The 21323-nt window shown below is 56.1% G+C and carries 18 protein-coding genes and 6 pseudogenes; 5 read left to right on the top strand and 19 right to left on the bottom strand.

Annotation, left to right across the window (positions count from 1 at the left end):
- From BSU04_RS47730 to BSU04_RS47720, 3 genes and pseudogenes are all read left to right on the top strand, one after another.
- Positions 1-223: pseudogene (locus BSU04_RS47730) on the top strand (hypothetical protein); the annotation flags it as partial.
- 30 nt (positions 224-253) lie between these two features.
- Positions 254-304: pseudogene (locus tag BSU04_RS47725) on the top strand (hypothetical protein); the annotation flags it as partial.
- Positions 305-325: 21 nt separating this feature from the next.
- On the top strand, positions 326-619 hold the full coding sequence (locus BSU04_RS47720) for a hypothetical protein (protein ID WP_256983046.1): 294 nt from the start codon (positions 326-328) through the stop codon (positions 617-619).
- A gap of 297 nt (positions 620-916) precedes the next feature.
- Here BSU04_RS47720 and BSU04_RS19235 read toward each other — a convergent pair whose 3' ends face one another.
- The 9 genes and pseudogenes from BSU04_RS19235 to BSU04_RS47715 all read right to left on the bottom strand — a co-directional run.
- Positions 917-1582, bottom strand: a complete 666-nt coding sequence (locus BSU04_RS19235) for an amino acid ABC transporter permease (protein WP_089162128.1) — start codon at positions 1580-1582, stop codon at positions 917-919.
- Positions 1583-1606: 24 nt separating this feature from the next.
- The gene (locus BSU04_RS19230; RefSeq protein ID WP_089162127.1) at positions 1607-2290 is read right to left on the bottom strand and encodes an amino acid ABC transporter permease; all 684 of its coding nucleotides are present in this window, start codon (positions 2288-2290) and stop codon (positions 1607-1609) included.
- Positions 2291-2374: 84 nt separating this feature from the next.
- On the bottom strand, positions 2375-3178 hold the full coding sequence (locus tag BSU04_RS19225) for a transporter substrate-binding domain-containing protein (RefSeq protein ID WP_089162126.1): 804 nt from the start codon (positions 3176-3178) through the stop codon (positions 2375-2377).
- 31 nt (positions 3179-3209) lie between these two features.
- Positions 3210-4067: an amino acid ABC transporter ATP-binding protein gene (locus tag BSU04_RS19220; protein WP_089162125.1), complete on the bottom strand. Its 858-nt coding sequence runs from the start codon at positions 4065-4067 to the stop codon at positions 3210-3212.
- 394 nt (positions 4068-4461) lie between these two features.
- Entirely contained in the window at positions 4462-6009 is a 1548-nt protein-coding gene (locus BSU04_RS19215) for a UxaA family hydrolase (protein ID WP_089162124.1), read from the bottom strand.
- 10 nt (positions 6010-6019) lie between these two features.
- The gene (locus tag BSU04_RS19210) at positions 6020-6982 is read right to left on the bottom strand and encodes an NAD(P)-dependent oxidoreductase (RefSeq protein WP_089162123.1); all 963 of its coding nucleotides are present in this window, start codon (positions 6980-6982) and stop codon (positions 6020-6022) included.
- 66 nt (positions 6983-7048) lie between these two features.
- Positions 7049-8296 carry a DegT/DnrJ/EryC1/StrS family aminotransferase gene (locus BSU04_RS19205; RefSeq protein WP_089162122.1) on the bottom strand — a complete coding sequence of 416 codons (1248 nt, stop codon included), beginning with the start codon at positions 8294-8296 and terminating at the stop codon, positions 7049-7051.
- A 189-nt stretch (positions 8297-8485) separates the two neighbouring features.
- Complete coding sequence (locus BSU04_RS19200; protein ID WP_179258363.1) at positions 8486-9184, bottom strand: GntR family transcriptional regulator; 699 nt, start codon at positions 9182-9184, stop codon at positions 8486-8488.
- Positions 9185-9426: 242 nt separating this feature from the next.
- Positions 9427-9666: pseudogene (locus BSU04_RS47715) on the bottom strand (IS30 family transposase); the annotation flags it as partial.
- A 40-nt stretch (positions 9667-9706) separates the two neighbouring features.
- Here BSU04_RS47715 and BSU04_RS46470 point away from each other — a divergent pair.
- Entirely contained in the window at positions 9707-9868 is a 162-nt protein-coding gene (locus tag BSU04_RS46470; RefSeq protein ID WP_179258362.1) for a hypothetical protein, read from the top strand.
- Positions 9869-9896: 28 nt separating this feature from the next.
- Here BSU04_RS46470 and BSU04_RS19190 read toward each other — a convergent pair whose 3' ends face one another.
- From BSU04_RS19190 to BSU04_RS19150, 7 genes and pseudogenes are all read right to left on the bottom strand, one after another.
- Positions 9897-10328 (bottom strand): MarR family winged helix-turn-helix transcriptional regulator, encoded by a 432-nt coding sequence (locus BSU04_RS19190; RefSeq protein WP_179258364.1) that lies wholly within the window; start codon positions 10326-10328, stop codon positions 9897-9899.
- A 46-nt stretch (positions 10329-10374) separates the two neighbouring features.
- Positions 10375-12270, bottom strand: coding sequence for an FAD-binding monooxygenase (locus BSU04_RS19185; protein ID WP_089162129.1), 1896 nt, complete (start codon positions 12268-12270; stop codon positions 10375-10377).
- Between the two features lie 75 nt (positions 12271-12345).
- Positions 12346-12843, bottom strand: coding sequence for an SDR family oxidoreductase (locus BSU04_RS19180; RefSeq protein ID WP_256983038.1), 498 nt, complete (start codon positions 12841-12843; stop codon positions 12346-12348).
- A 479-nt stretch (positions 12844-13322) separates the two neighbouring features.
- Positions 13323-14228 (bottom strand): annotated as a pseudogene (locus tag BSU04_RS19170) (zinc-binding dehydrogenase); the annotation flags it as partial.
- 1710 nt (positions 14229-15938) lie between these two features.
- The gene (gene fdhA / locus BSU04_RS19160) at positions 15939-17138 is read right to left on the bottom strand and encodes a formaldehyde dehydrogenase, glutathione-independent (protein ID WP_089162117.1); all 1200 of its coding nucleotides are present in this window, start codon (positions 17136-17138) and stop codon (positions 15939-15941) included.
- 126 nt (positions 17139-17264) lie between these two features.
- Complete coding sequence (locus BSU04_RS19155) at positions 17265-18236, bottom strand: PDR/VanB family oxidoreductase (protein WP_089162116.1); 972 nt, start codon at positions 18234-18236, stop codon at positions 17265-17267.
- Positions 18237-18534: 298 nt separating this feature from the next.
- Positions 18535-19623, bottom strand: a complete 1089-nt coding sequence (locus BSU04_RS19150) for an aromatic ring-hydroxylating dioxygenase subunit alpha (RefSeq protein WP_089162115.1) — start codon at positions 19621-19623, stop codon at positions 18535-18537.
- A gap of 368 nt (positions 19624-19991) precedes the next feature.
- Here BSU04_RS19150 and BSU04_RS19145 point away from each other — a divergent pair, with 368 nt between their 5' ends.
- Positions 19992-20459: a MarR family winged helix-turn-helix transcriptional regulator gene (locus BSU04_RS19145; RefSeq protein ID WP_089162114.1), complete on the top strand. Its 468-nt coding sequence runs from the start codon at positions 19992-19994 to the stop codon at positions 20457-20459.
- A gap of 245 nt (positions 20460-20704) precedes the next feature.
- Here the strand turns inward: BSU04_RS19145 and BSU04_RS47710 are convergent, their stop codons facing one another.
- The 3 genes and pseudogenes from BSU04_RS47710 to BSU04_RS47700 all read right to left on the bottom strand — a co-directional run.
- Positions 20705-20998 (bottom strand): hypothetical protein, encoded by a 294-nt coding sequence (locus BSU04_RS47710; protein WP_256983036.1) that lies wholly within the window; start codon positions 20996-20998, stop codon positions 20705-20707.
- Positions 20999-21019: 21 nt separating this feature from the next.
- Positions 21020-21070, bottom strand: a pseudogene (locus tag BSU04_RS47705) (hypothetical protein); the annotation flags it as partial.
- 30 nt (positions 21071-21100) lie between these two features.
- Positions 21101-21323 (bottom strand): annotated as a pseudogene (locus tag BSU04_RS47700) (hypothetical protein); the annotation flags it as partial.

The following is a 21323-nucleotide window of genomic DNA, read 5'->3' as shown; positions in this document are numbered from 1 at the left end:
CCGGCAATGGCGGCTTTGCCTGCGTACGTCAGTTTCTCCGCTCTGGACTGGACTGGACGAGCAAATCGTCACCCTGCGCGCCCCGGATCATCGCGACGCACTCGATTACGAATGTCCTGCCGTCGCGCTAACCGTACGCCTGGTCCGTCACGTGGCATCCACCGGCAAGGTGCGCGTCCTGATGACCAATTTACTCGACAGCGCACGCTATCCGGCCAGCTAGTTTGGCGATCTCTATCATCAGCGCTGGCGAATAGAGGAAGCGTTCAAGCGCCTCAAGCACCGGTTAAACCTCGAGCATGTTTCCGGGCTGTCACAACGGGCTGTGGCACAAGATCTCGCCGCCAGGGTGCTGTGCGACAACCTGCAGGCGTTGACCACCCTGACGGCCCACACCTGCCATGAATTGCCGCCGGACCGACGCATCAACCGCGCTTACGTGCATTCCGTGCTCAAGCCTCTACTGCCATCCCTGTTGCTCGGCATCGCCGCGTCGACCTCGCTGGCGGATGCCCTGGCCCTCATCGCGCGCCATACGTTCCGTCATCGGCCAGGAATCTCAAAGCCACGCAAACCCCGCTCGAAACCCCACAAATCCATGACGCAAAAACCCTGCTGAAAGATCTCAATTTCTTAACTTGGGTGGATTGGTTCGTTACCCGGTACCCGGGCTTCTCCCGTTTGCGCGGTTCGCCTTGTTTCTGTCTGGCCTTGTATGGCATTATCTGGACACGCTTTACTCATCATCACGCACTTCTACGCAAGTCGCGCCCTCTTTGCAATACCCCCCATCCGAACAAAGCCAAGCAAGATCTCATTGCCGGTGTTGCACTTCAAGTTTGAAACCGCCTTACGTCTTCTCCGATCCTATCGATTTCCCCGAACCGACCGTGAAGTTTTGCGGATAATGTCTTGATCAGTGGGAATGCCGGCCCTCACCGCTCTTTGACAACACTCGCTCGGCATATCCCGCGACCAACGTTAATGGATAACACATGATGAAATAAGTCAAGGCCGCAAGTGTGAAGATAAGAAACGGCTTGAAAGTAGCGTTATTTAATACCTTGGCCGAATAGGTCAAATCGAAGAACCCAATGACTACAGCATTGGAAGTATCTTTTACGATTTGAACTAGAAACCCGACGGTTGGAGGAATCGCCATACGAATCGACTGAGGCAGGATAACGAATATCAGGCGCTGCGAATTTGACAGCGCTAGACATTCGGCTGCTTCCCATTGTGCCTTTGGCACAGCTTCAATGCACCCTCGCCATATTTCGCCAAGGTAGGCACCCGCGTACAGCGAAAGCGCCACACCTGCAGCCACCAAAGCGGGCACTTCAAGACCGCCAAGACTGAGGCCAAAATACGCGAGAAACATAACGACCGGTAGAGGTACGCCCTGCTTGATCTGGATGATCAGTCCGGCCGTTCTCGATATATAGCAATTTCCAGAAACTCGGGCCAAAGCCAGCGGAAGTCCGACCATAGATCCAAATACGAATCCGGTCGCGGAGAGAATAAGAGTCCAGCCTGCCCCGCGCAGTAAATACAGAAGCTGAGCCAATGTCAATTCAAACATACGGATCCTTTTCCTTGTTCTACTTTATCCGCGATTCAAGCGGCGCCTGCGTGGGAAAATGAAAAGCGCGAGCGCCGCGCATGACATCCTAAGGAGAACCGCCAAAACGAGGTAGACAACAGCGATCACCAAATAAACTTCGAAACCGCGAAACGTGAAAGATTGAATCATGTACCCGGCCCCCGTCAGCTCATCGACGGAGATCTGCGACATCAGCGAACTGGCCAACATTAATAATATGAACTGGCTGATAAGCGCAGGGTACATTCGCTCCAGCGCCTGGGGTAGCATCACGTGAAATACCGTCTGGCGCCGGCTAAGGGCAAGACATGAAGCCGCCTCCACTTGCCCTCGGTGAATACTGTTCAAACCTGCCCGAATAATCTCAGCCGTATATGCGCCCACGTTGATAGCAAGTGCAATGACCGCGGCGACGAATGCACTTAGCCGTACATGAAGAATCGCTAGCCCGAAGAAAATCCAGAACACCTGGATGATGAGCGGTGTATTTCGGATTCCCTCGATGTAGACGACCGTCGCGCGTCTAAGTGGCGGTGGCCCATAGACACGCGCAATAGCCGCTGCGATCCCGACTGCCAGTCCGAGCGCCATCGCAATGCAACTCATAACGACGGTCAAAACGACCCCGTGCATTATCTCGACCCGATAGCTGTTCAAGAAGGAAAAATCAAAGGTGTACGAAGCCATTCGGCCTCCTGCTCGATATTGGTGACCGAAGCGCTGTGGCAAGTAACACTATTGACACCATGTTTAGTGAACCGCGGAGAAAGCTTAGTTTGCGAGGTCGGTCGGAAGCGACTGACCAAAGTAGGTCACGAATATCTTATTGAGCTTGCCGTTTTTCATGCCAGCCTTAACCCACGCGTCGATCCACGCTTTTAAGGCCGGTTCGTTCTTTCTGATGCCAATTGCCAGCGGGTAGTTGGCCAAATTGAATTTGATTGCGATTGACTTCTCAGGACTGCGTTCTTCCAGAGATTGCACGGTGGAAAGCGACGCAGCGAAAATGTCCTGCTGGCCGGTTATGACAGCTGTGTTGGTGGTTGCTTCATCCTCGTACCTGACCACGTTCGCTGTAATTCCTTTTTTTTGCAATGCACCGGTCAATTCAATATCTGCCGTTGTCCCACGTGTAACAGCAATCGATTTTCCTGCGAGGTCGGAGATTTGCGATACGGCAGTGGATTTGGGCGCCGCGACGACTAAGTAATCCACGGCATAGGGAAGCGAGTAGTCGACAACCTTTTTACGCTCCTCGGTGATCGAAAAGGAAGCAATCACAACATCGACTTTGTTCGAAAGCAGAAAGGGCACACGGGCAGCACCCGACACCGGAACTATCTTGAGTTTGACCCCCATGTCCTTGGCGAGCAAGCGGGCCGTCTCAACATCTGACCCAGATTCAATTGCAGCAGCGTCCAGTTTCCCAAATGGCGGATAGCTGACATCGATCGCTGCGATCAGCGAGCCGCGCTCCCTGATCGATTGCAAGGCGTCGGCATGGGCAACAGCTGACGTTGCAGCGATGCCAGCAAATACAACGAACCGCGAAATTAGTATGGAAAGGGTAGCCATGAAATTGCTCCGTAGTTTGAATGAAATTGTGTTAAAAACCGCTTCCGACAAACTGCCTCAGCTCCGGCGTATTCGGATCCGCCAGAATGTCGGGCGCGCCTCGCTCCCATATCTTTCCGTGATGCATGAATACAATCTGATCCGAAACAGATCGGGCAAATGCCATCTCATGTGTGACCAACAGCATAGTCATCCCGCCCGATGCGAGCTTTTCTATTACTCGTAATACTTCCCCTGTTAGCTCCGGGTCCAGTGCGGACGTTACTTCATCGAAAAGGATGAGTCGTGGCCGCATCGCTAGCGAGCGCGCAATCGCAACCCGCTGCTGCTGGCCTCCTGAAAGCTGCTCCGGGTATTCATGAATTTTGTCGAGAAGACCAACCTGGCCGAGTACTTCGGACGCGAGGTTTTCAGCTTCGGCGGCAGGAATACGCAGGACTTTCAGAGGGGCAAGTGTGACGTTTTGCGCGACGGTCAGATGCGGAAATAGGTTATAGCTCTGAAAAACAATACCAACTTCTTTTCGCAAAGCGCGAAGATCGACACCCTTGTCATGCAAATTTTTTCCACACACGTTCAGTCGCCCCGCGTCGATCTGCTCCAGACCATTTACGCAGCGCAAGGCGGTGCTTTTTCCTGAACCGCTACGTCCGATAAGTGAAACTACCTGCCCGGGGTACACTTCGAGCGAGATGTCCTTGAGAACCTCTATGGCCCCAAAGCTCTTTCTAACATTCTCAAAGCGGACCAGAGGAGATTTATTCCGTACATACACGGGCTCACGTTCGTTTACCTGGCTCTGATTGACGGATCGATAACTGCGTTCAGTTTCCACTACAGACTCCCGGATAAAACTATTTTCCCATTGCTTCAATATCTTGATTGGCATGTCCCACCCAAATATTTAAAATCCCGCCTTCCGCTTCGGTATCACATGCTAAAGGCACTTTGGAACGCCGAGCCAGTCCGATCGTGGCCAATGCTTTCTAACCTAGGCGGTTTTACTCATCCTCTGCAACGACCTGAAACGTTGTCCGTCTTAGTGCCCGCGCTATAAGGTCCTTCGTTCTTCGACAAATCAAGTTTGGACTCGCATATCCTTCCCCGTCAAAAAGGCTAAACTTCTTGTCGCTCCGGACGATCGGGGTTGATACCCTTCGGAAGGCCGCAAATAATTGTAATGCCGTAATCATTGGTTTTCCGACGACTTATGATGTTGCAGTTCAACCGACTGCTAAGGCAACGGTCTCGTTCATCAGATGCGAGCCGCGTTGCGACGCCATTTACGTAATCGCGCCAATCTGCCAAGGAACAAATTCGTTCTGCCCGTAACCGTGCTTCTCACTGCGCGTTCTGGTGCCGGACGCAATCTCAATCATCAGAAGGAACAGCCTTTCTCCCATCGCTTCGATCGAATCGAGCCCGTTCACGACGGGACCAGAGTTGAAGTCCATGTCGTCCTGCTGCCTTGCCCAAAGTGCGTCGTTGGTCGCGATCTTCAACGAGGGGGTGGGTGCACAACCGTAAGCAGAGCCACGCCCTGTGGTAAAGCAAATGAGATTTGCGCCACCGGCCACTTGCCCCGTCGCCGAGATTGGGTCATAGCCCGGGGTATCCATGAAAACAAGCCCCTTCGCCGTGACAGGTTGCGCGTATTCATAGACTTCGACTAAATTTGAACGACCGCCCTTCGCAATACCGCCAAGCGACTTCTCCAGAACGGTCGTCAACCCTCCCGCCTTGTTTCCCGATGACGGGTTGTTGTTCAAGCTGGCGTGATTGCGCGTGCAATAGTCCTCCCACCATTGAATGCGATCGACGAGCTTCATTCCCACTTCGCGGCTGATAGCACGGCGCGTCAGCAAATGCTCCGCGCCATAGATTTCCGGCGTCTCGGACAAGATTGCCGTAGCGCCATGGCTGACGAGCCGGTCCACCGCCGCGCCCACCACCGGGTTCGCCGAGATTCCCGAATAGCCGTCAGAACCTCCGCATTGCAGGCCGACCACAAGACTTGCGACCGGCACGCGTTCCCGTATCACCTCGTTAGCACGGGCGAGCATGGCCTGCACTTTCTCGATACCAAGTGCGATGGTCCGGCGGGTCCCACCGGTATCCTGAATGGTGAATGTCTGCAGGTCGTTTCCAGGTTGAAGGCCCTGCCTCTCGATGATTCTTGCAATCTGATTAGTTTCGCAGCCGAGGCCAATGATCAATACACTGGAAAAATTAACGTGTGTTGCATATCCACCGATGGTTCGCTGCAGCATCGCAAGTCCCTCGCCTTCCGGGTCCACCGCGCAACCGATACCATGTGTCAGCGCAACCACGCCATCGACATTTGGAAAGGCTTCCAGCGCTTGCGGATAAATGTCGCGCCGGAAATTTTCCGCGATAGCGCGTGCGACGGTAGCCGAGCAATTTACCGTCGTAAGGATTCCGATATAATTTCTCGTGGCGACGCGTCCGTCTCTGCGCACAATCCCCTGGAAAAATGCCGGCGTTGTGGCAGGGACAGTCAGTCTCGCATCAGCGCAGAATGCGTAGTCCCGATCAAAATCTCCAATCGAGAGATTGTGTGTGTGAACGTGTTCGCCGGCGGCGATCGGCCGGCTTGCAAAACCGATTATTTGCCCGTACCGGCGCACGGCCTTGCCTTGCTCAATCGACCGCGTCGCGACCTTGTGCCCCGGTGGGATCAGACCCGATATGGCAACGCCTTCTGCCGCAAGCCACGTCCCACCGATCAACTGAGTCCGAGCGATCACAACATCGTCATCCCGATTTAATCGGATGACCGGGTTGTCGCTGGTAGTGTGCTTGGATTGCATGGTTTAGTCCTTAGGCTTGACGTGAACGCTTTGAAGATTCAGGAGGGCTCATCGCACTCACTCGCACGTTATTTAGTTCACCGAGAACGTCGAACAGATGGGGCACGTGTTGGTCGCCGTAGCCAAGTTGCGTCGCGAGTACATAGGTCTGGCGGACCGCCTCGGCGACAATGGCCGTCGATCCATATGACGCAGCGAGTTGCGAGTACGACCACATGTCTTTCGCGGCATTGCGCAGCGCAAACCGTTGTCCTGAATCGTCGCCGGAAAGCAGGTATGGGGTGACCCGGTCAAATGCTTTGCTATGCGCACCGCTCAGACCGCAAAGGCTGATGAACTCGTTCAGATCGAGGCCAACCTTTGCCGCGGTACACATGGCCTCGGCGATGATCGTGATGTTGGCCTGAGAAATGAAGTTATGGATGAGCTTCGCTCGGTAGCCCGAGCCCACCGCCCCCAAATGATGGATCGACTCTGAATACGATTCCATAACCGGGCGCGCAAATTCAAGCGCCTTTGCGTCGCCACCGACAAGCGAATTAAGGCGCCCCTCTTCGGCTTCTTTAGGCGTTCGATTTACTGGCGCATCTAGGTAACGCGCTCCCCTGCAAGCGAGATCATCGTCCGCTTCCCGAGCCAGCAATGGGTCGCACGTGCTGGTGTCCATGACCACGAGGCCCGAATGCGCCCCATCCATCACACCAACATCATTCCAGAGCACGGCTCTAACCTGATCCGTTCCAGTTACGCTGATCACCAATATGTCCGATTGCGCCGCGAGTTCGCTCGCCGACCTTGCTTCCGATGCGCCCTCACTAACCAAACGCTCGACCGCACTCCGACTCCGATGCGCGAGGACGGTTAGCGGAAAACCCCGCCGACGAATGTTTTTAGCAATCGCGCTGCCCATCATGCCCAGGCCGATCATGCCGACACGAATGGGGCTGGTTGCGTTGTTGTCGAGTTGATTCATAGAGACCGCATCATTCTTATGGATTGGACCGGTTGCATCCGCAGCCGGATCGGCTGTAGCGTTGCATTAGTACAAATACGCATGGATCACTTTTTCAATCGCCCTAGCGATCTGCTCGACATGGTTACGATCGAGTCGCTCGTTCCACCAGATGCAAACAGTTTCCTTGCACGCTTTCTCCGCAACTGGGCAGAGCGATGCGCTGAAATCACCTTGTAAGCGAGCATCGCGCAGCGTAAAAGGAAGTCCGGAGGTGCCGAACGTCTTCGCGTCTTTGATGACCGGGTACCCGTAGATCGGAACTTGTCCGGGATAGCCAAGGAAACAGTCGATTCCTTCTGCAACCATGGCCTTGACGACTTCCATCGGCGACACCTTCAGCAGGCCGGGATCAACGCGGAATGTATAGAAGAAGAACGTACCCTTTGTTTCGGGCAGGATCGGCGTCGGCCGTACCGGTAAACTGGTGAGCAATTCCGTCAAATAAAAAGCAGTCCGGCGGCGAGCTTCGACCATATCGACGAGCTTGCGCAGTTGAGCGATTCCAACCGCCGCCTGCAACTCGGTCATGTGGTAGTTCGGCGCAAGAAAGAGATGATCGCGGCCGCTTTTGTTCCGCGGCCAGCCCTTGTCCGAACATTGGCGCAGCTCCCTTCCAAAACGTTCGTTGTCGTTCGCGATGACCATGCCGCCGTCGCCTGTGGTCATGTGCTTGGACTGCTGAAAGCTGAAGCAGCCCAGATGCCCGATCGTTCCGCACAACCGCCCTTTGTACATAGCGAGGTGCGCCTGGGCGCAGTCCTCGATCACGAACAAATTGTGCCGTTCTGCGATCGTCATGATCGCGTCCATATCGGCGGGATTGCCGTAGATATGGGTCACCACAATCGCCCTGGTGCGTGGCGTGATGTAGCTTTCGAGCTTCGCGGAATCCAGGTTCTGCGTTTCCCCGTCGACATCCGCGAAAACAGGGATCGCAAGCTGCGCCAAAATCGGAATGATCGATCCCATATCCGTAATCGGCGCGACGATGATCTCGTCGCCTGGCTCAGGGTTGAGGTATGTGATCGCGGTATGCAGCGCGGCCGTTCCGCTGCTGACTGCAACCGCCAGCTTTACGCCGTACAGGTTCGCGAAGTCGCGTTCGAATTCCTTGCTTTTTGCACCCGACAGGAAAGAAAGCGAGCCGGAATTAATCACCTCGGTTAGCTGCTCGATCTCCTCGGAGCCAAGCGAACGGCCCGTGGCATCGCGGAATGTTGGCAGCGAAGTCTTGATCGATTTTTCACCGTTATTGATTGCCAGATTTTTCATTTTGTCATCCTAATCTATACATTGTGTCGATCAGATTCAGGTTGTTGCATCAAACGGCTCCCTCAATTCGGCCTGCTAATGCGACAATATGCCGTGTTCGAGATCGCCTATTGCATTAAATAGTTGTACTAAATTATTGATTTTGTACATTGTATTTCGGCTTTAAGATCGTCCATATTGCCGCTAGCTTTAGGCTTGCATCTCGAGGGATTCCATCCCTCCCGTCGGTCCGACTTCGAGGCCTTCCATGATGTGCGGCTCCAACACAGCCAGGAGCGGTGCAAGCTTCTTGGCCTTGAACAACTTCATCAATTCCTCGTGTTGTTCGCAGATTCGCTTCTGGTCGTTGGAATACCAGGCAATACCTACGATCATCTGGAACTTGCGGGCCAGCGTTTCCCACATGAACAGCAGCGTGTCGCTATCAGCCATCCGTAGAATCTCCCGATGAAAACCCACGTCGCCGGCAGCCATATCGGACGCAGATCCGGACTTGAACGCGACGTGCATTTCATCCAATGCGGCCTGTAATCCCGTCAGATTTGCGCGTCCAGTCAGCAGGTTCTTGATGGCAAGCGTCACTGCCAATACTTCAAGATGGTGCCGAACGGTAAGCGTCTCTTCGAGCATCCTCTCGTCGACGGTGATCAGACACATGCCCTTGTACGGCCGATTTTCGACAAGTCCCTGACTGCACAGCAAACGAAGGGCTTCGCGAACGGGAACGCGACTCACATTTAATTCCTTTGCGATCTCGGCTTCCACCAAACGTGCGCCAAACGGGATACGTCGCTCGATGGCGCCACGCAGGATAGCGTCCAGGACCTGCTCGGTCAGCGTCACGCTGCGAGTCAACGAGATTGCGTTATCACCATCTAGAATCGCCATCTTCATTCCTTTGTTCGTTTGAATCGCTGAACTCAGTAAAAAAGTCTCATGCACTTTCGGGTTACTTGCGTAGACAGTCCTAGCTCCGCACCACATCATGGATCAAAGTCTACGGTATACAATTTTGAAATCAAACTAGGTATATACCCTCTCCATTGGCAATGCTGACTGAGTCCTAAAAGCGATCAATTAGTGGAAACGAACCATTCGCTGTAATCTTGGTGAGCAGCACCAGGCGCTAGTCGGCGGACCAGAACGCCGACCGAGGGTTGGTTATTCACCCTTGATGAAGTCGCCTTCCCAGTGACCTGACAGCGGTCTGTCTTGGATTTCGGGCGGTTGCACATGGATGCTGACAATATGCGACCACCGGTCTGTGCCTCGTGTGCGTGGCGGCGCGTGCTGCGGCCGTGGCGCAGGCAGGCATTGAGTTGAAGGCGCAGGTCACCGCGCGGCTGCGCGTAGATAGCCGTGTAGATAGTTCGTGCGAGACGTGCTGGGTCGAGTCGGTTGGATAGCTGTTTGCCAAGCTACGACTCCAAGTTGACGATTACCGCTGCTGGTGCGCTAGAGGGCGACCTGAGCTATTTCTTCGACGCCGAGGCAAGAGCGCATACCCAATGCCGTGTCACGGCGAAGTCAAGCGAGGCGGCGGTCGATGAAAAACGCCCGGGATGTTTGTGAGGTTGGATCAGACGACAGCGTCAACGTTCTATGCGGTATCAGGACGCCATGCACGTTCCGGCAGCATGAGCACGAGCAGGCGCCGCAGTTCCGAACATTCCTGCGAAGTAAGCGCAGCGGTCAGAATGCGCTCGACTTCTTCGACGCGCGGGCGCAAAGTCGCGAGCTGCTTCCGGCCCGCTACGGTCAGGAAGAGGACGTAGCTGCGCTTGTCGGCGGGATCGTCAGTCCGCTCGATCAGACCGTTGCGAACCATGCGGGCGACCAGATCGGCGATCGTGGAACGGTCCACGTCCAGTTCGTCGCCGAGCTGGCGCTGGTTGGCCCCAGGGATTTGCTGCAGGGCGACGAGCGCCGCGTACTGCACGCTCGTGAGCTCTGTCGAAACCTCGCTCAGCCATACCGCCATGTGTCGCTGCTGGGCACGGCGCACCAAGTTTCCCATGTACCTGGAAAGCATGTCGGGGACGTCGGATTTCGTTGGCAATTCGTAGGGTCCGCGCAGATTAGTTCATTCGAAAAATAGGGTGCAGAAACGCACCCAACTCCGCGTATGCGTCCAGTGGCAAAACATGAGCGACGTACTGGTCCGGACGCACTACGACCAACGCGCCCCGTTCGCGGTCGATGCCGCGCTCGTCGAAGATATCAGTCGCTGCGTCGTTCGTAAATGCCTTCTCATAGTCGACCAGTCCATAGCGCCCCTTCCGCGGCAGCAGCAGGCTGGGCAGATCTTCGAGACATACGTCGCCATGTGCCTGCTGCAGGACCGCGCGTAGATCGAGCACGCTGTCCGGGTCAGCATCCTTGGGCGTGACGCGCCGCAAAGCAGAATCCGGCGAGCTGACCAGGTGTTCGCATAGCGCATGAAGCGCGCTCCGTCCGGCGTCCGCGAAGGCGTACAGGCGCCAGCGACCGTCCGCCCGCGCAGCGTGCCCGAGATGGACCGGCTTGGCATCGGCGAGGCGGATCACAGGGGACGAATGGAAGCGGGTTCCGATCGTGAAGCCGCTGGCGAGCGTCTGGTAAGTCGGTTCCCCCGTGAGCACGCCCGGCCGGTAACGGGTGGCGACTCCCGCAGTGTATCGACCAGCACGCACGAAATACGCCTGTAACTCGGCGGGGTCGACGCCGCCTGCTTCGGGCCTATCGGCGTCCTTCGGCGGAGCCGCCATCATTGCAGACCACTCCTTGTCGAACTCGATGAGTTCCCGCGCGATGGGTTGGCGTTCGCCGGAGTAGGTGCGCAACAGATCGGAATCGCTGCGACCCTGCAGGACTGCAGCGAGTTTCCAGCCCAGGTTGAACGCGTCCTGCATCGAGACGTTCATACCTTGGCCAGCTTTGGCGCTGTGGGTATGGCAGGCGTCTCCGGCGATGAACACGCGGGGGTCGCGCTCGCTCCCATCGACTGCCAGGGCATCGTCGAAGCGGTCGGTCAGCCGCTGTCCCACCTCGTACACCGAGAACCAAGCGACTTCCTTCACGTCCAGTGTGTAAGGCTGCAAAATCCGTTGCGCGGTGGCGATGATGCGCTCGACAGTAATCTGTTTGAGGGTGTCGCGATTGTGCGGGGTCACGTCTCCTAGATCGACGTAGAAGCGCACCAGATGTCCGCCTTCGCGAGGAATGATGAGCAGATTGCCACCGCTTGCAGACTGAATGGCCGTTTTCAGACGAATGTCGGGAAAGTCAGTGACGGCGAGTGCATCCATCACGCCCCATGCATGGTTGGCGGCATCGCCACGCAACGTTTGCCCGATGGCCGCCCGCACTTGACTGCGTGCGCCATCGCAACCTACTACGTAGCGGGCACGCACAGTGAGTTCCTCGCCCAACCGTGGCGCATCGGTATGGCGCAACGTGACCAGCACCGGATACTCGAAAGCGTCGTCGCGTTCAACGGCCACGACTTCTAGATCGTAATCCGGTTCCATGCGTCGAGCTGACCGACGCATCGCGTCCATCAGATAGTCCTGGATACGGGCCTGATTGACGATCACGTGCGGAAACTCCGAAAGGCCCGTTTCGGTGTCCTGAACGCGCCCGGTACGCTTGATTGCGCCGCGATCATTGACATCCGGGCGCCAGAACACAGTTTCGTTGACCCAGTACGATTCGCGCAGCAAACGTTCACTGAGTCCGAACGCGTTAAACATCTCGACGGTCCGACATGCGACGCCATCTGCCTGTCCCATCAGCAGAGGTCCGGCGCGGCGCTCGACGACGCGGGTGGTGATCTCGGGGAAATGCGATAGCTGAGCGGCAAGCACGAGTCCCGCGGGACCGCTTCCGACAATGAGAACGTCGACCGTGTCTGGCATCTCGGGGCGGTGAACTCCCTCGGTGGCAGGCTCGATCGCGGGGTCGCCAACGCGAAAGCCGTTGAGATGGAATTGCATGATGTGTTCCTCTGTTGTCGCGTGCATTACCGTGGAAACAAATATACTCCGTACACCAACCATGTTTCAATAAATTTATGCCCTACGGACGTTTACCCTCAGGTCCTCAAAGTCAGTGCAGACTGAAACGGCAGGTTGCGAAAGAGTGGTCTGAGGGTGGGTTTTCGACAGTTCTGGGACGCCAGCGGAAATGTGATGGGAGCGACCGGGTAGTGGTATCCAACGCAATTTCCCCGGAGCGCGTGACGCGGTCAGGACGCTTTGGGAATCCCCGTCGATAGGGTTTATCTGTCCGGATATCGAACGTCCGGCGTCGGAGGCCAGAAAGACGGCAAGTGCGCCGATGTCTGCCGGTTCGACGAAACGCCTGATGGACTTGTTGGATAGCGTAGAGGGTGCCTCCTGTGCCACGGTGCGTCCACTGGTGGATAGCCCACCCTGAAAGACCGGCTGCAGCCACCGGCATTCCACGGGGCCGGGCAGGATTGCATTGAACCGAATGCCGGATTCGCCCGTTCCCGCGACAGGGTCTTGGTAAGGCCGATGTGTCTCCACTTCCTTGCGGCATAACATTCTCCCGTGAGGCAACACGATCGGCCATCATAGTTGTCGTGCAAGCGGACTTCATAGTTGACGATATTCGATATCTTCTTAGTTAGTCATCGCTCGGCTCGGCGAACAAGGCACTGTTCAGGGTGAGTTGCGTTGAAAGAGAACAAAGTTGAATAGCCATTGTTGCAAAAAAAAGTACGAACGCCCGTCGGGATTGCCGCAGCGAAATTGCAGCGACTGCTCCGCGAACATTTCGGTTTAATCAATGAATGTACTTTACGCATTGCATGCGCCTCAGCGCCAATTGCTACTGCTGACCGTTATGCCGATCATGCAGATCAAAATAACGCGAGGATTTCAGTCAATCAAGGCAACAAAGCTTTCGCTCTGCACGCTCTCGGCGCCCGCTGACAAACGCCGCACAGCCGCCGGCCGCTCGCCGTCGTTCCTTCCATGACATCACAGAGCGCCGCATGGCATCCTGAGCACGGCACGGGTTTTTAAGCCGCTTTCAACATCCCGTGCGGGTCGATCACGAACTTGCGCGGCGCACCGCCATCGAATTGGCGGTATCCATCCGGCGCCTGATCGAGCGTCACAACCGAGACATTGACGATATCCGCAATCGGCAGGCGATCCCACAGGATGGCTTGCATCAGGTTCTGGTTGTACTTCATGACCGGCGTCTGCCCGGTGAAGAACGAATGCGACTTCGCCCAGCCGAGGCCAAAGCGAATACTCAGCGCACCCTTCTTCGCGGCTGCGTCGGCGGCGCCTGGATCGTCAGTGACATAGAGACCCGGAATCCCGATCGCGCCCGCTACTCGCGTGATTTCCATCAGCGAATTCAGCACCGTGGCAGGCGCTTCCTCATGGCTTCCGGTGCTGCCGTGACCATGCGCTTCGAAGCCGACGCAATCGACCGCGCAATCGACTTCAGGCGTGCCGAGAATGGCCGCAATCTGCTCGCTGAGCGTTGCATCCTTCGATAGATCCACCACCTCGAAGCCCACCTTGCGCGCGTGCGCAAGACGTCCTTCGTTCATGTCGCCGACAATCGTGCAAGCCGCGCCCAGCAAACGAGCGGACGCCGCCGCAGCCATTCCCACCGGACCCGCGCCGGCGATATACACCGTCGAACCCGGCTTCACGCCCGCCATCACGGCGCCGTGATAACCGGTCGGCAGGATATCGGAGAGGCACGTGAGATCGCGGATCTTCGACATTGCCTGATCACGATCGGGAAACTTCAGGAGATTGAAGTCGGCATACGGCACCAGCACGTATTCAGCCTGCCCGCCAACCCAGCCGCCCATGTCCACGTAACCGTAGGCACCGCCCGCGCGCGACGGATTGACGTTCAAGCATACGCCCGTGTTCTGCGCCTTGCAGACTGTACGTGACCCAAGGACTGGAAAAACGTGGATCTGCGGACGCTGCTGGGACACCATGTGCGGCGTCTCAATCAATTGGTAGTCGCCTTGAACGTGGCGGAGATAGCCGAGATCAACTTGACTTCGAAGAAGCGGCTAACGATATACTCCAGCGGTTAGCCTCAAGCGCCACTGTGACGCATGACGATTAAACCGCTTGAGGGATCCCGAGCGATAGAGGCTGGCGCGCTGCACAGCGCCACCCTCTCTGGCAAACAGTATCGATGTGACAACGGCGCTGGAGCAACATCTTCCATAAAACAACATGAACGGAAAAGGTAACTAACGATTTCCAGTCGACCGCCGGCGCTGAGGTGCAAGGTAGTCGTTAAACCCGAACACCTAGCATGCCCAATACGACAACTGTAGTCCATACTGTGCTAGCAGTGATCAAGAGCCAGCAGATTTTATTCGCTCGGTCAATGCGAACGCCATGCGTTAGCATTACAGTTCGTAGTCCGCAGACAATATGGCAAAGAACTAACAAAACGCCAAGTGAATAGTGAGGTATCAGACGCACCTCCCAAGGGTCTCCCGTCAGTCCAGCGGGCGCTCCGGTGGCCCAAGCATAGTCGGTATCCGTACCAAAATAGCGAGCCAAAATGAAAACCGAATTGATATGCGACGCTATAAAAATCACAAGATACGCGCCCGATGCAGTCTGAAGCGACCCGAGAACGTCTAGCTTCCGATCAAGCTTCGGCACCAGTAGCACTAGCCCGCTTATGACCTGGAAAAAGAAAAGTCCAATCAAAATCGGTTCAAGCCATCCGGCGCGATAAACATGTCGAAGCACCAACATGACGCTATGGTGAATATTTGTGCCAAGAATGCCGACCGCGTGATTGCCCAGATGAGGAAACACGAAGACTACGACGATGACGACTGAGGAGATTCCATGAAGGACTCGCACGGGCGCCGTATTCACCCCTAACGGATGACGGGCCGGCCGACCTTGCATCGTGGATATCACCAATATACTTCCCACGATAATGGCGGACCAAAGCCCAAGCCATACTTTCGCGTCCGCTCCGTTCACCTTGATCAAGTAAAGCAGAACGCCAACTATGACGAACAGAGGAGGAGACGCGAAGGTAAAGTGTGCAAGCCGCCGAAAAATGGTAACCCGTCCGTCGGTCGACTCGAGCCGAGCAAGCGTGAGAAGGCTCGCAAACGCGCTGGCGGGCACTGCCAACACACATGCGACCGCGACGAGCACGCCCGCTGCGCTATGGTCGCTAACTGCGGTATAAAACCAAGCTAGATACCAGGGATATCCTAGCGCCATCACGGCAGGTGCGAAGTTCCAGTATAGGGAAAAGGTCCGATTACTTTGAAGAACAGTAGAATTCATGTCGTTGCTCTGGAATGTCCGGATGACGCCGGCTTGATAGTCGCGTGACAACTTTTGAAGGCGGCCTTTTGCATCAGACAACATCACATAGCGAGTGGGCCGAAGCTCTCGACTCGAATTAGGCTATGGCGTTGACTTTGGGTAAGAAGTCCGCATCGAAAGGTGCTACAAGGGGAAGCAATTTCCGTTAATCGAGATACCGAAAGATTTCGTGCCGCATTCGGTAAGACGCCCACTCACAAACGCCTTTAACAGCTGCCGGCGCCCTCCGGCGTCGCTTCTATGGCATAACAGAGCGCTGCACGGCATCCTAAGCACGGCACGAGTTTTTAAGCCGCTTTCAACAACCCGTGCGGGTCAATCACGAACTTGCGCGGCGCACCGCCATCAAATTGCCGATATCCATCCGGCGCCTGATCGAGCGTCACCACCGAGACATTGACGATATCCGCAATCGGCAAGCGATCCCATAAAATGGCTTGCATCAGGTTCTGGTTGTACTTCATGACCGGCGTCTGCCCAGTGAAGAACGAATGCGACTTCGCCCAGCCGAGGCCAAAGCGAATACTCAGCGCACCCTTCTTCGCGGCTGCGTCGGCGGCGCCTGGATCGTCGGTGACATAGAGACCCGGAATCCCGATCGCGCCCGCTACCCGCGTGATTTCCATCAACGAATTCAGCACCGTGGCAGGCGCTTCCTCATGGCTTCCGGTGCTGCCGTGACCATGCGCTTCGAAGCCGACGCAATCGACCGCGCAATCGACTTCCGGCGTCCCGAGAATGGCCGCAATCTGCTCGCTGAGCGTCGCATCCTTCGATAGATCCACTGTCTCGAAGCCCACCTTGCGCGCATGCGCGAGTCGCTCTTCGTTCATATCGCCGACAATCGTGCAAGCCGCGCCCAGCAGCCGAGCAGACGCCGCCGCGGCCATTCCGACCGGACCCGCGCCGGCGATATACACCGTCGAACCCGGCTTCACACCCGCCATCACGGCGCCGTGATAACCGGTCGGCAGGATATCGGAGAGGCACGTGAGATCGCGGATCTTCGACATTGCCTGATCACGATCGGGAAACTTCAGAAGATTGAAATCGGCATACGGAACCAGCACGTATTCAGCCTGACCGCCAATCCAGCCGCCCATGTCCACGTAACCGTAGGCACCGCCCGCGCGCGACGGATTGACGTTCAGGCATACGCCCGTGTTCTGCGCCTTGCAGGTTGGACAGCGACCGCAGGCCACGTTGAACGGCACGGAAACCAGGTCGCCAATCTTGAGCGTCTCCACGTCGCGCCCAATTTCGATCACCTCGCCGGTAATTTCATGCCCGAGCACTAGGCCGACCTGAGCCGTCGTGCGGCCCCGCACCATATGCTGGTCCGACCCGCAAATATTCGTTGTAACCACCTTGAGAATTACGCCATGGCCGATCTGCCGGCCGCCCGGATCAACCATCTTTGGATAGTCGATGGATTGCACTTCAACCTTGCCTTGCCCTTGATACACGACACCGCGGTTACTGCTCATCGTTTTGTCTCCTTTCGTGGACGATCTGCCTGGCAAAACACGCCACGCAGCCCATGACAAGCGTAGTACAGCGCTGCACCCCAGATTCAACGCAACGCGGGTTTGTCACCGACGTCGTTGTGTCGCTCACAAATCCAGGACGAGTCGTGTTGACTTTGCCCGCGAGCAGCAAGGTAGAAATTGGTCGTTTGCTGCTTGCTCGTCCGCACTGAGGTACAGGTCCCGGTGATCCGGTTCACCATCCAGTACACGCGTCAGGCATGTCCCACAGACGCCTTGCTCGCAGGACGTAGGAACATCAACACCCTCCGCCCTAAGTGCCGAGACAGCCGTTTGATTCGGGGCGACCGGGATCACCCGTCCCGAGCTGGCCAACTGAATCTCGAAGCTTCCGTCGGAATCAAGTTTGACCGGCTCAGCGCTGAAGAACTCGTAGTGAAGCTGGTCTTCCGTCCAACCATTTCTCCTAGCCGTGGACAACACAGCGTCCATGAAGCCTTTCGGGCCACATGTGTACAAATGCACGCCGGCGCCCTGAGCGCGCAACAGCTCTTCCAGATTGGCTTTTTGATCTGGGGCTCCGTCGTCAAAGTGAAGATGGGCATGCTCCGCATAAAGGGATGCCGCGATGCGCTCTCGAAAAGCGGTGCGCTCAGCAGAACGCGTGCAGTAGTGCAGCGCGAAGGGATGGTCAATTGCCGAAAGTCGCTCGGCCATGCACAGAAGGGGGGTGATACCAATTCCGCCAGCGAACAGTAAGCTCGACTGAGCTGAATGGGCTAGTGGAAAGTGATTCTTCGGCTCGCTGATAGAAATCTCGCTACCAACCTCGACCGTTTCATGCATAGCTCTTGAACCGCCTCGCCCCTTTTCCTCCTTCAGTATGGCAATCTGATACCGGAGAGAATCTTCGGGATCGTTGCACAAGGAATAATGCCTAATGAGGCCACCAGGTGTAAGCACCTCAATGTGCGATCCGGCGGCGAATGGCGGTAACGCCTCGCCGGTCGTACTTACAAGCTCAAACAATGCGACATCGACCGCCATCTGCTCCTTTCGCGTGACGCGAACCCGAAGCGTTCTTGAAATCCCACTCATCTCTGACCTCTCTCAATCAGTGCGCACCAACAAGGCTTAACTTTCTCAGCCACTTAGTGCCAGGTACGACCCGCATGGCATGCCATTTTCGACTGTAATTGGACCATAAGCGTTACACGCACGCACCATCCGCATAGCTTGCACGTAGCGCCCAGTCACCGTTCGCCACGCAGCTGTCGAGCTGGCCTTGTGCGCCTGAAGATGTATCTGAACTAGGCCTCAGTGCGTTGATGCGTGGCGGCGCCGAATGCACAACAACACGCCGAACGCGACGTGGTAAACGATCTCGACATCCTTCTCAGATCATCTCGAGTTCGGGGGTGGAATCGTCTATCATCAGCGGCGGTCGATATACGAACTCTGGATCCTCGTTCTCGCGCTTGACCAGAGCCTCCAGCAGCCTACGCGCTCGAATGGGCGCTTCGTCCACCTTCATGGCCACTCTCGGCACGGAACCGCCGTATTTCTCGAGCTGCGTTTGTTGAATCTCGAGCACGACGGCATCCTCGTCAAAAGTCTGCGTGATTGCCTTCCCAATCTCCTGCGTAAGGTCATCGTCTTCCAAGCGGCGATTGCGCGCGACCGACCAGAAGTAATGCGTCGTGCTCTCCGTCTCCGGCGTCAGCAGGTGTAGCACGTGGCTGCGATAGGCATCGTCAGGGGATGTTCCGACCGGGTACACACCAAAGTCAGTCATGCATATCGAGGGAGCCAAACTTACCGCTGTCTGCCATCTGTTGATGCGACCGTAGTGGTCAAGCACCATGGCAAAAAAAGGCGGCGGCTCGATATTCGGCATCTGCCGGAGCGCTCGTATCAATCCCTCTCCCAAGACGTTCACCTTCAACGGGTAGTTCGGAATGCACTCTTCCTCGTCTTGCCCAATCGTACGCAGATGAACCCAGCTCTCATGGCCAAGATCCATAAGGTTATCCACTGTTAGCCGGAAGTCCGCTTTGACGTGGTGGTACCCGCGCGAGGGGGTCCATTCCGGATGGTCGTTCCAATGAATATCCGGGATGAGGTCCACATCCGCTCGCTCCCGGTTGCCCATCCAGATCCACAGTAGCCCGTGCCGCTCCACGAGTGGAAAACTGCGCACGCAAGCCGTCGGCGGTATATGCGTCTGACCGGGCGCTAGGGTGCAAGCTCCCGAGATCGCGAACCGCATGCCGTGATAGCCACATTGCAGTTCATCTCCGACCCGAACCCCCGCGGAGAGCGGCATGAGTCTATGTGGACACATGTCTTCCAGCGCTGCAACACATCCGTTGGAATCGCGCATCATGACAACCGCACTTCCAAGAAAGCAGCGTGCTATCACCTTCTCGTCATCAAGCTCGTGCTGAAAACCGGCGACATACCATACGTTTTTTAACCAGTTCATTTCTGTCTCCCAATTTATTTTCTTCACCTAGGGCGTGCACCGCCCCAGTGCCGCTTTGAGCGCGCTGTCGCTCACGCAATGGACTCGCTTACATTCCCCCGACGACACCCACAGAGACGTTCTACGTTAACGGGTGTCATTGTGCGACCTGAACGGATACGGGTGACGAGAATGCCAGGAGGATAGGCGGCAAAGACGCGCGGGTTTGGGTTGCTGCCACCATCTGATGGGCCTCTTTGCTCAGGTCCAAATTCGTCTACAAATATAGTATGTATAGAGACTATATGTACTCATATTATACGATCGCGGGAGAATGTCAAGAACCTCATACAATGACGAGCGCGAGCCCGCTAATTAATGGAAAGTAAATGACCAAGGACTGGAAAAACATGGATCTGCGAACGTTGCCGGGACACTATGTGCGGCGTCTCAATCAATTGGTGGTCGCCTTGTATATGGCGGAGGTAGCCGAGATCAACTTGACTCCTGTGCAGTACGCGATTCTCCAGACAATTTGCAATGAGCCGGGGATTGACCAAAAAACATTGGCGAGGACGATAGGCTACGACACGGCAACGATTGGAAGCGTGATTGATCGACTGGAATCTCGCGGGCTAGTAAAACGAAATGTTGCGTCGCACGATAGACGGTCTCGCCTCATCACGCCCACTGAGGAGGGCCGAGAGACGCTGAATGCAGTGGTGCCTCGCATGCTCAAGTCGCAGGAGCGCTTCTTAAAGCCTCTGGCGAAACCGGAGCGCAAGGAATTCATGCGTCTGATGAAGATCCTGATTGATGCCAACGAGGAATTGAAAAACATTTCAATCGAGAAATAACGGATATTAATTCGCGAGTTCCTGGCTACCAAACGTATATCCCCACTGGGTCACGCACAACGCTTGAGAGCGAGGGCGGCAAGGTATTGGCGCCTTCGCAACACAACACTGCTGTGTAGCGTTCATCACCTTTTCTGATGGATAACGCACTTTTCGGCCACAAGCGCTGCCGTTTTTCGCAGGCTGCGACTAACTGGCCATCGCGACTACCCGCCAATCCACCCAAGTTAAGAAATGGAGATCTTTCAGCAAGGTTTTTGTGTCATGGATTTGTGGGGTTTCGAGCGGGGTTTGCGTGGCTTTGAGATTCCTGGCCGATGACGGAACGTATGGCGCGCGATGAGGGCCAGAGCGTCCGCCAGCGAGGTTGCCGCGGCGATGCCGAGCAACAGGGATGGCAGTAGAGGCTTGAGCACGGAATGCACGTAAGCGCGGTTGATGCGTCGGTCCGGCGGCAATTCATGGCAGGTGTGGGCCGTCAGGGTGGTCAACGCCTGCAGGTTGTCGCACAGCACCCTGGCGGCGAGATCTTGTGCCACAGCCCGTTGTGACAGCCCGGAAACATGCTCGAGGTTTAACCGGTGCTTGAGGCGCTTGAACGCTTCCTCTATTCGCCAGCGCTGATGATAGAGATCGCCAAACTAGCTGGCCGGATAGCGTGCGCTGTCGAGTAAATTGGTCATCAGGACGCGCACCTTGCCGGTGGATGCCACGTGACGGACCAGGCGTACGGTTAGCGCGACGGCAGGACATTCGTAATCGAGTGCGTCGCGATGATCCGGGGCGCGCAGGGTGACGATTTGCTCGTCCAGTCCAGTCCAGAGCGGAGAAACTGACGTACGCAGGCAAAGCCGCCATTGCCGG

The sequence above is a fragment of the Caballeronia sordidicola genome (genome assembly GCF_002220365.1).
GTDB classification, from domain to species: Bacteria; Pseudomonadota; Gammaproteobacteria; order Burkholderiales; family Burkholderiaceae; genus Caballeronia; species Caballeronia sordidicola_C.
Note: the sequence above shows the minus strand (reverse complement) of the source record. Positions and strands in the feature narration are given on the sequence as shown.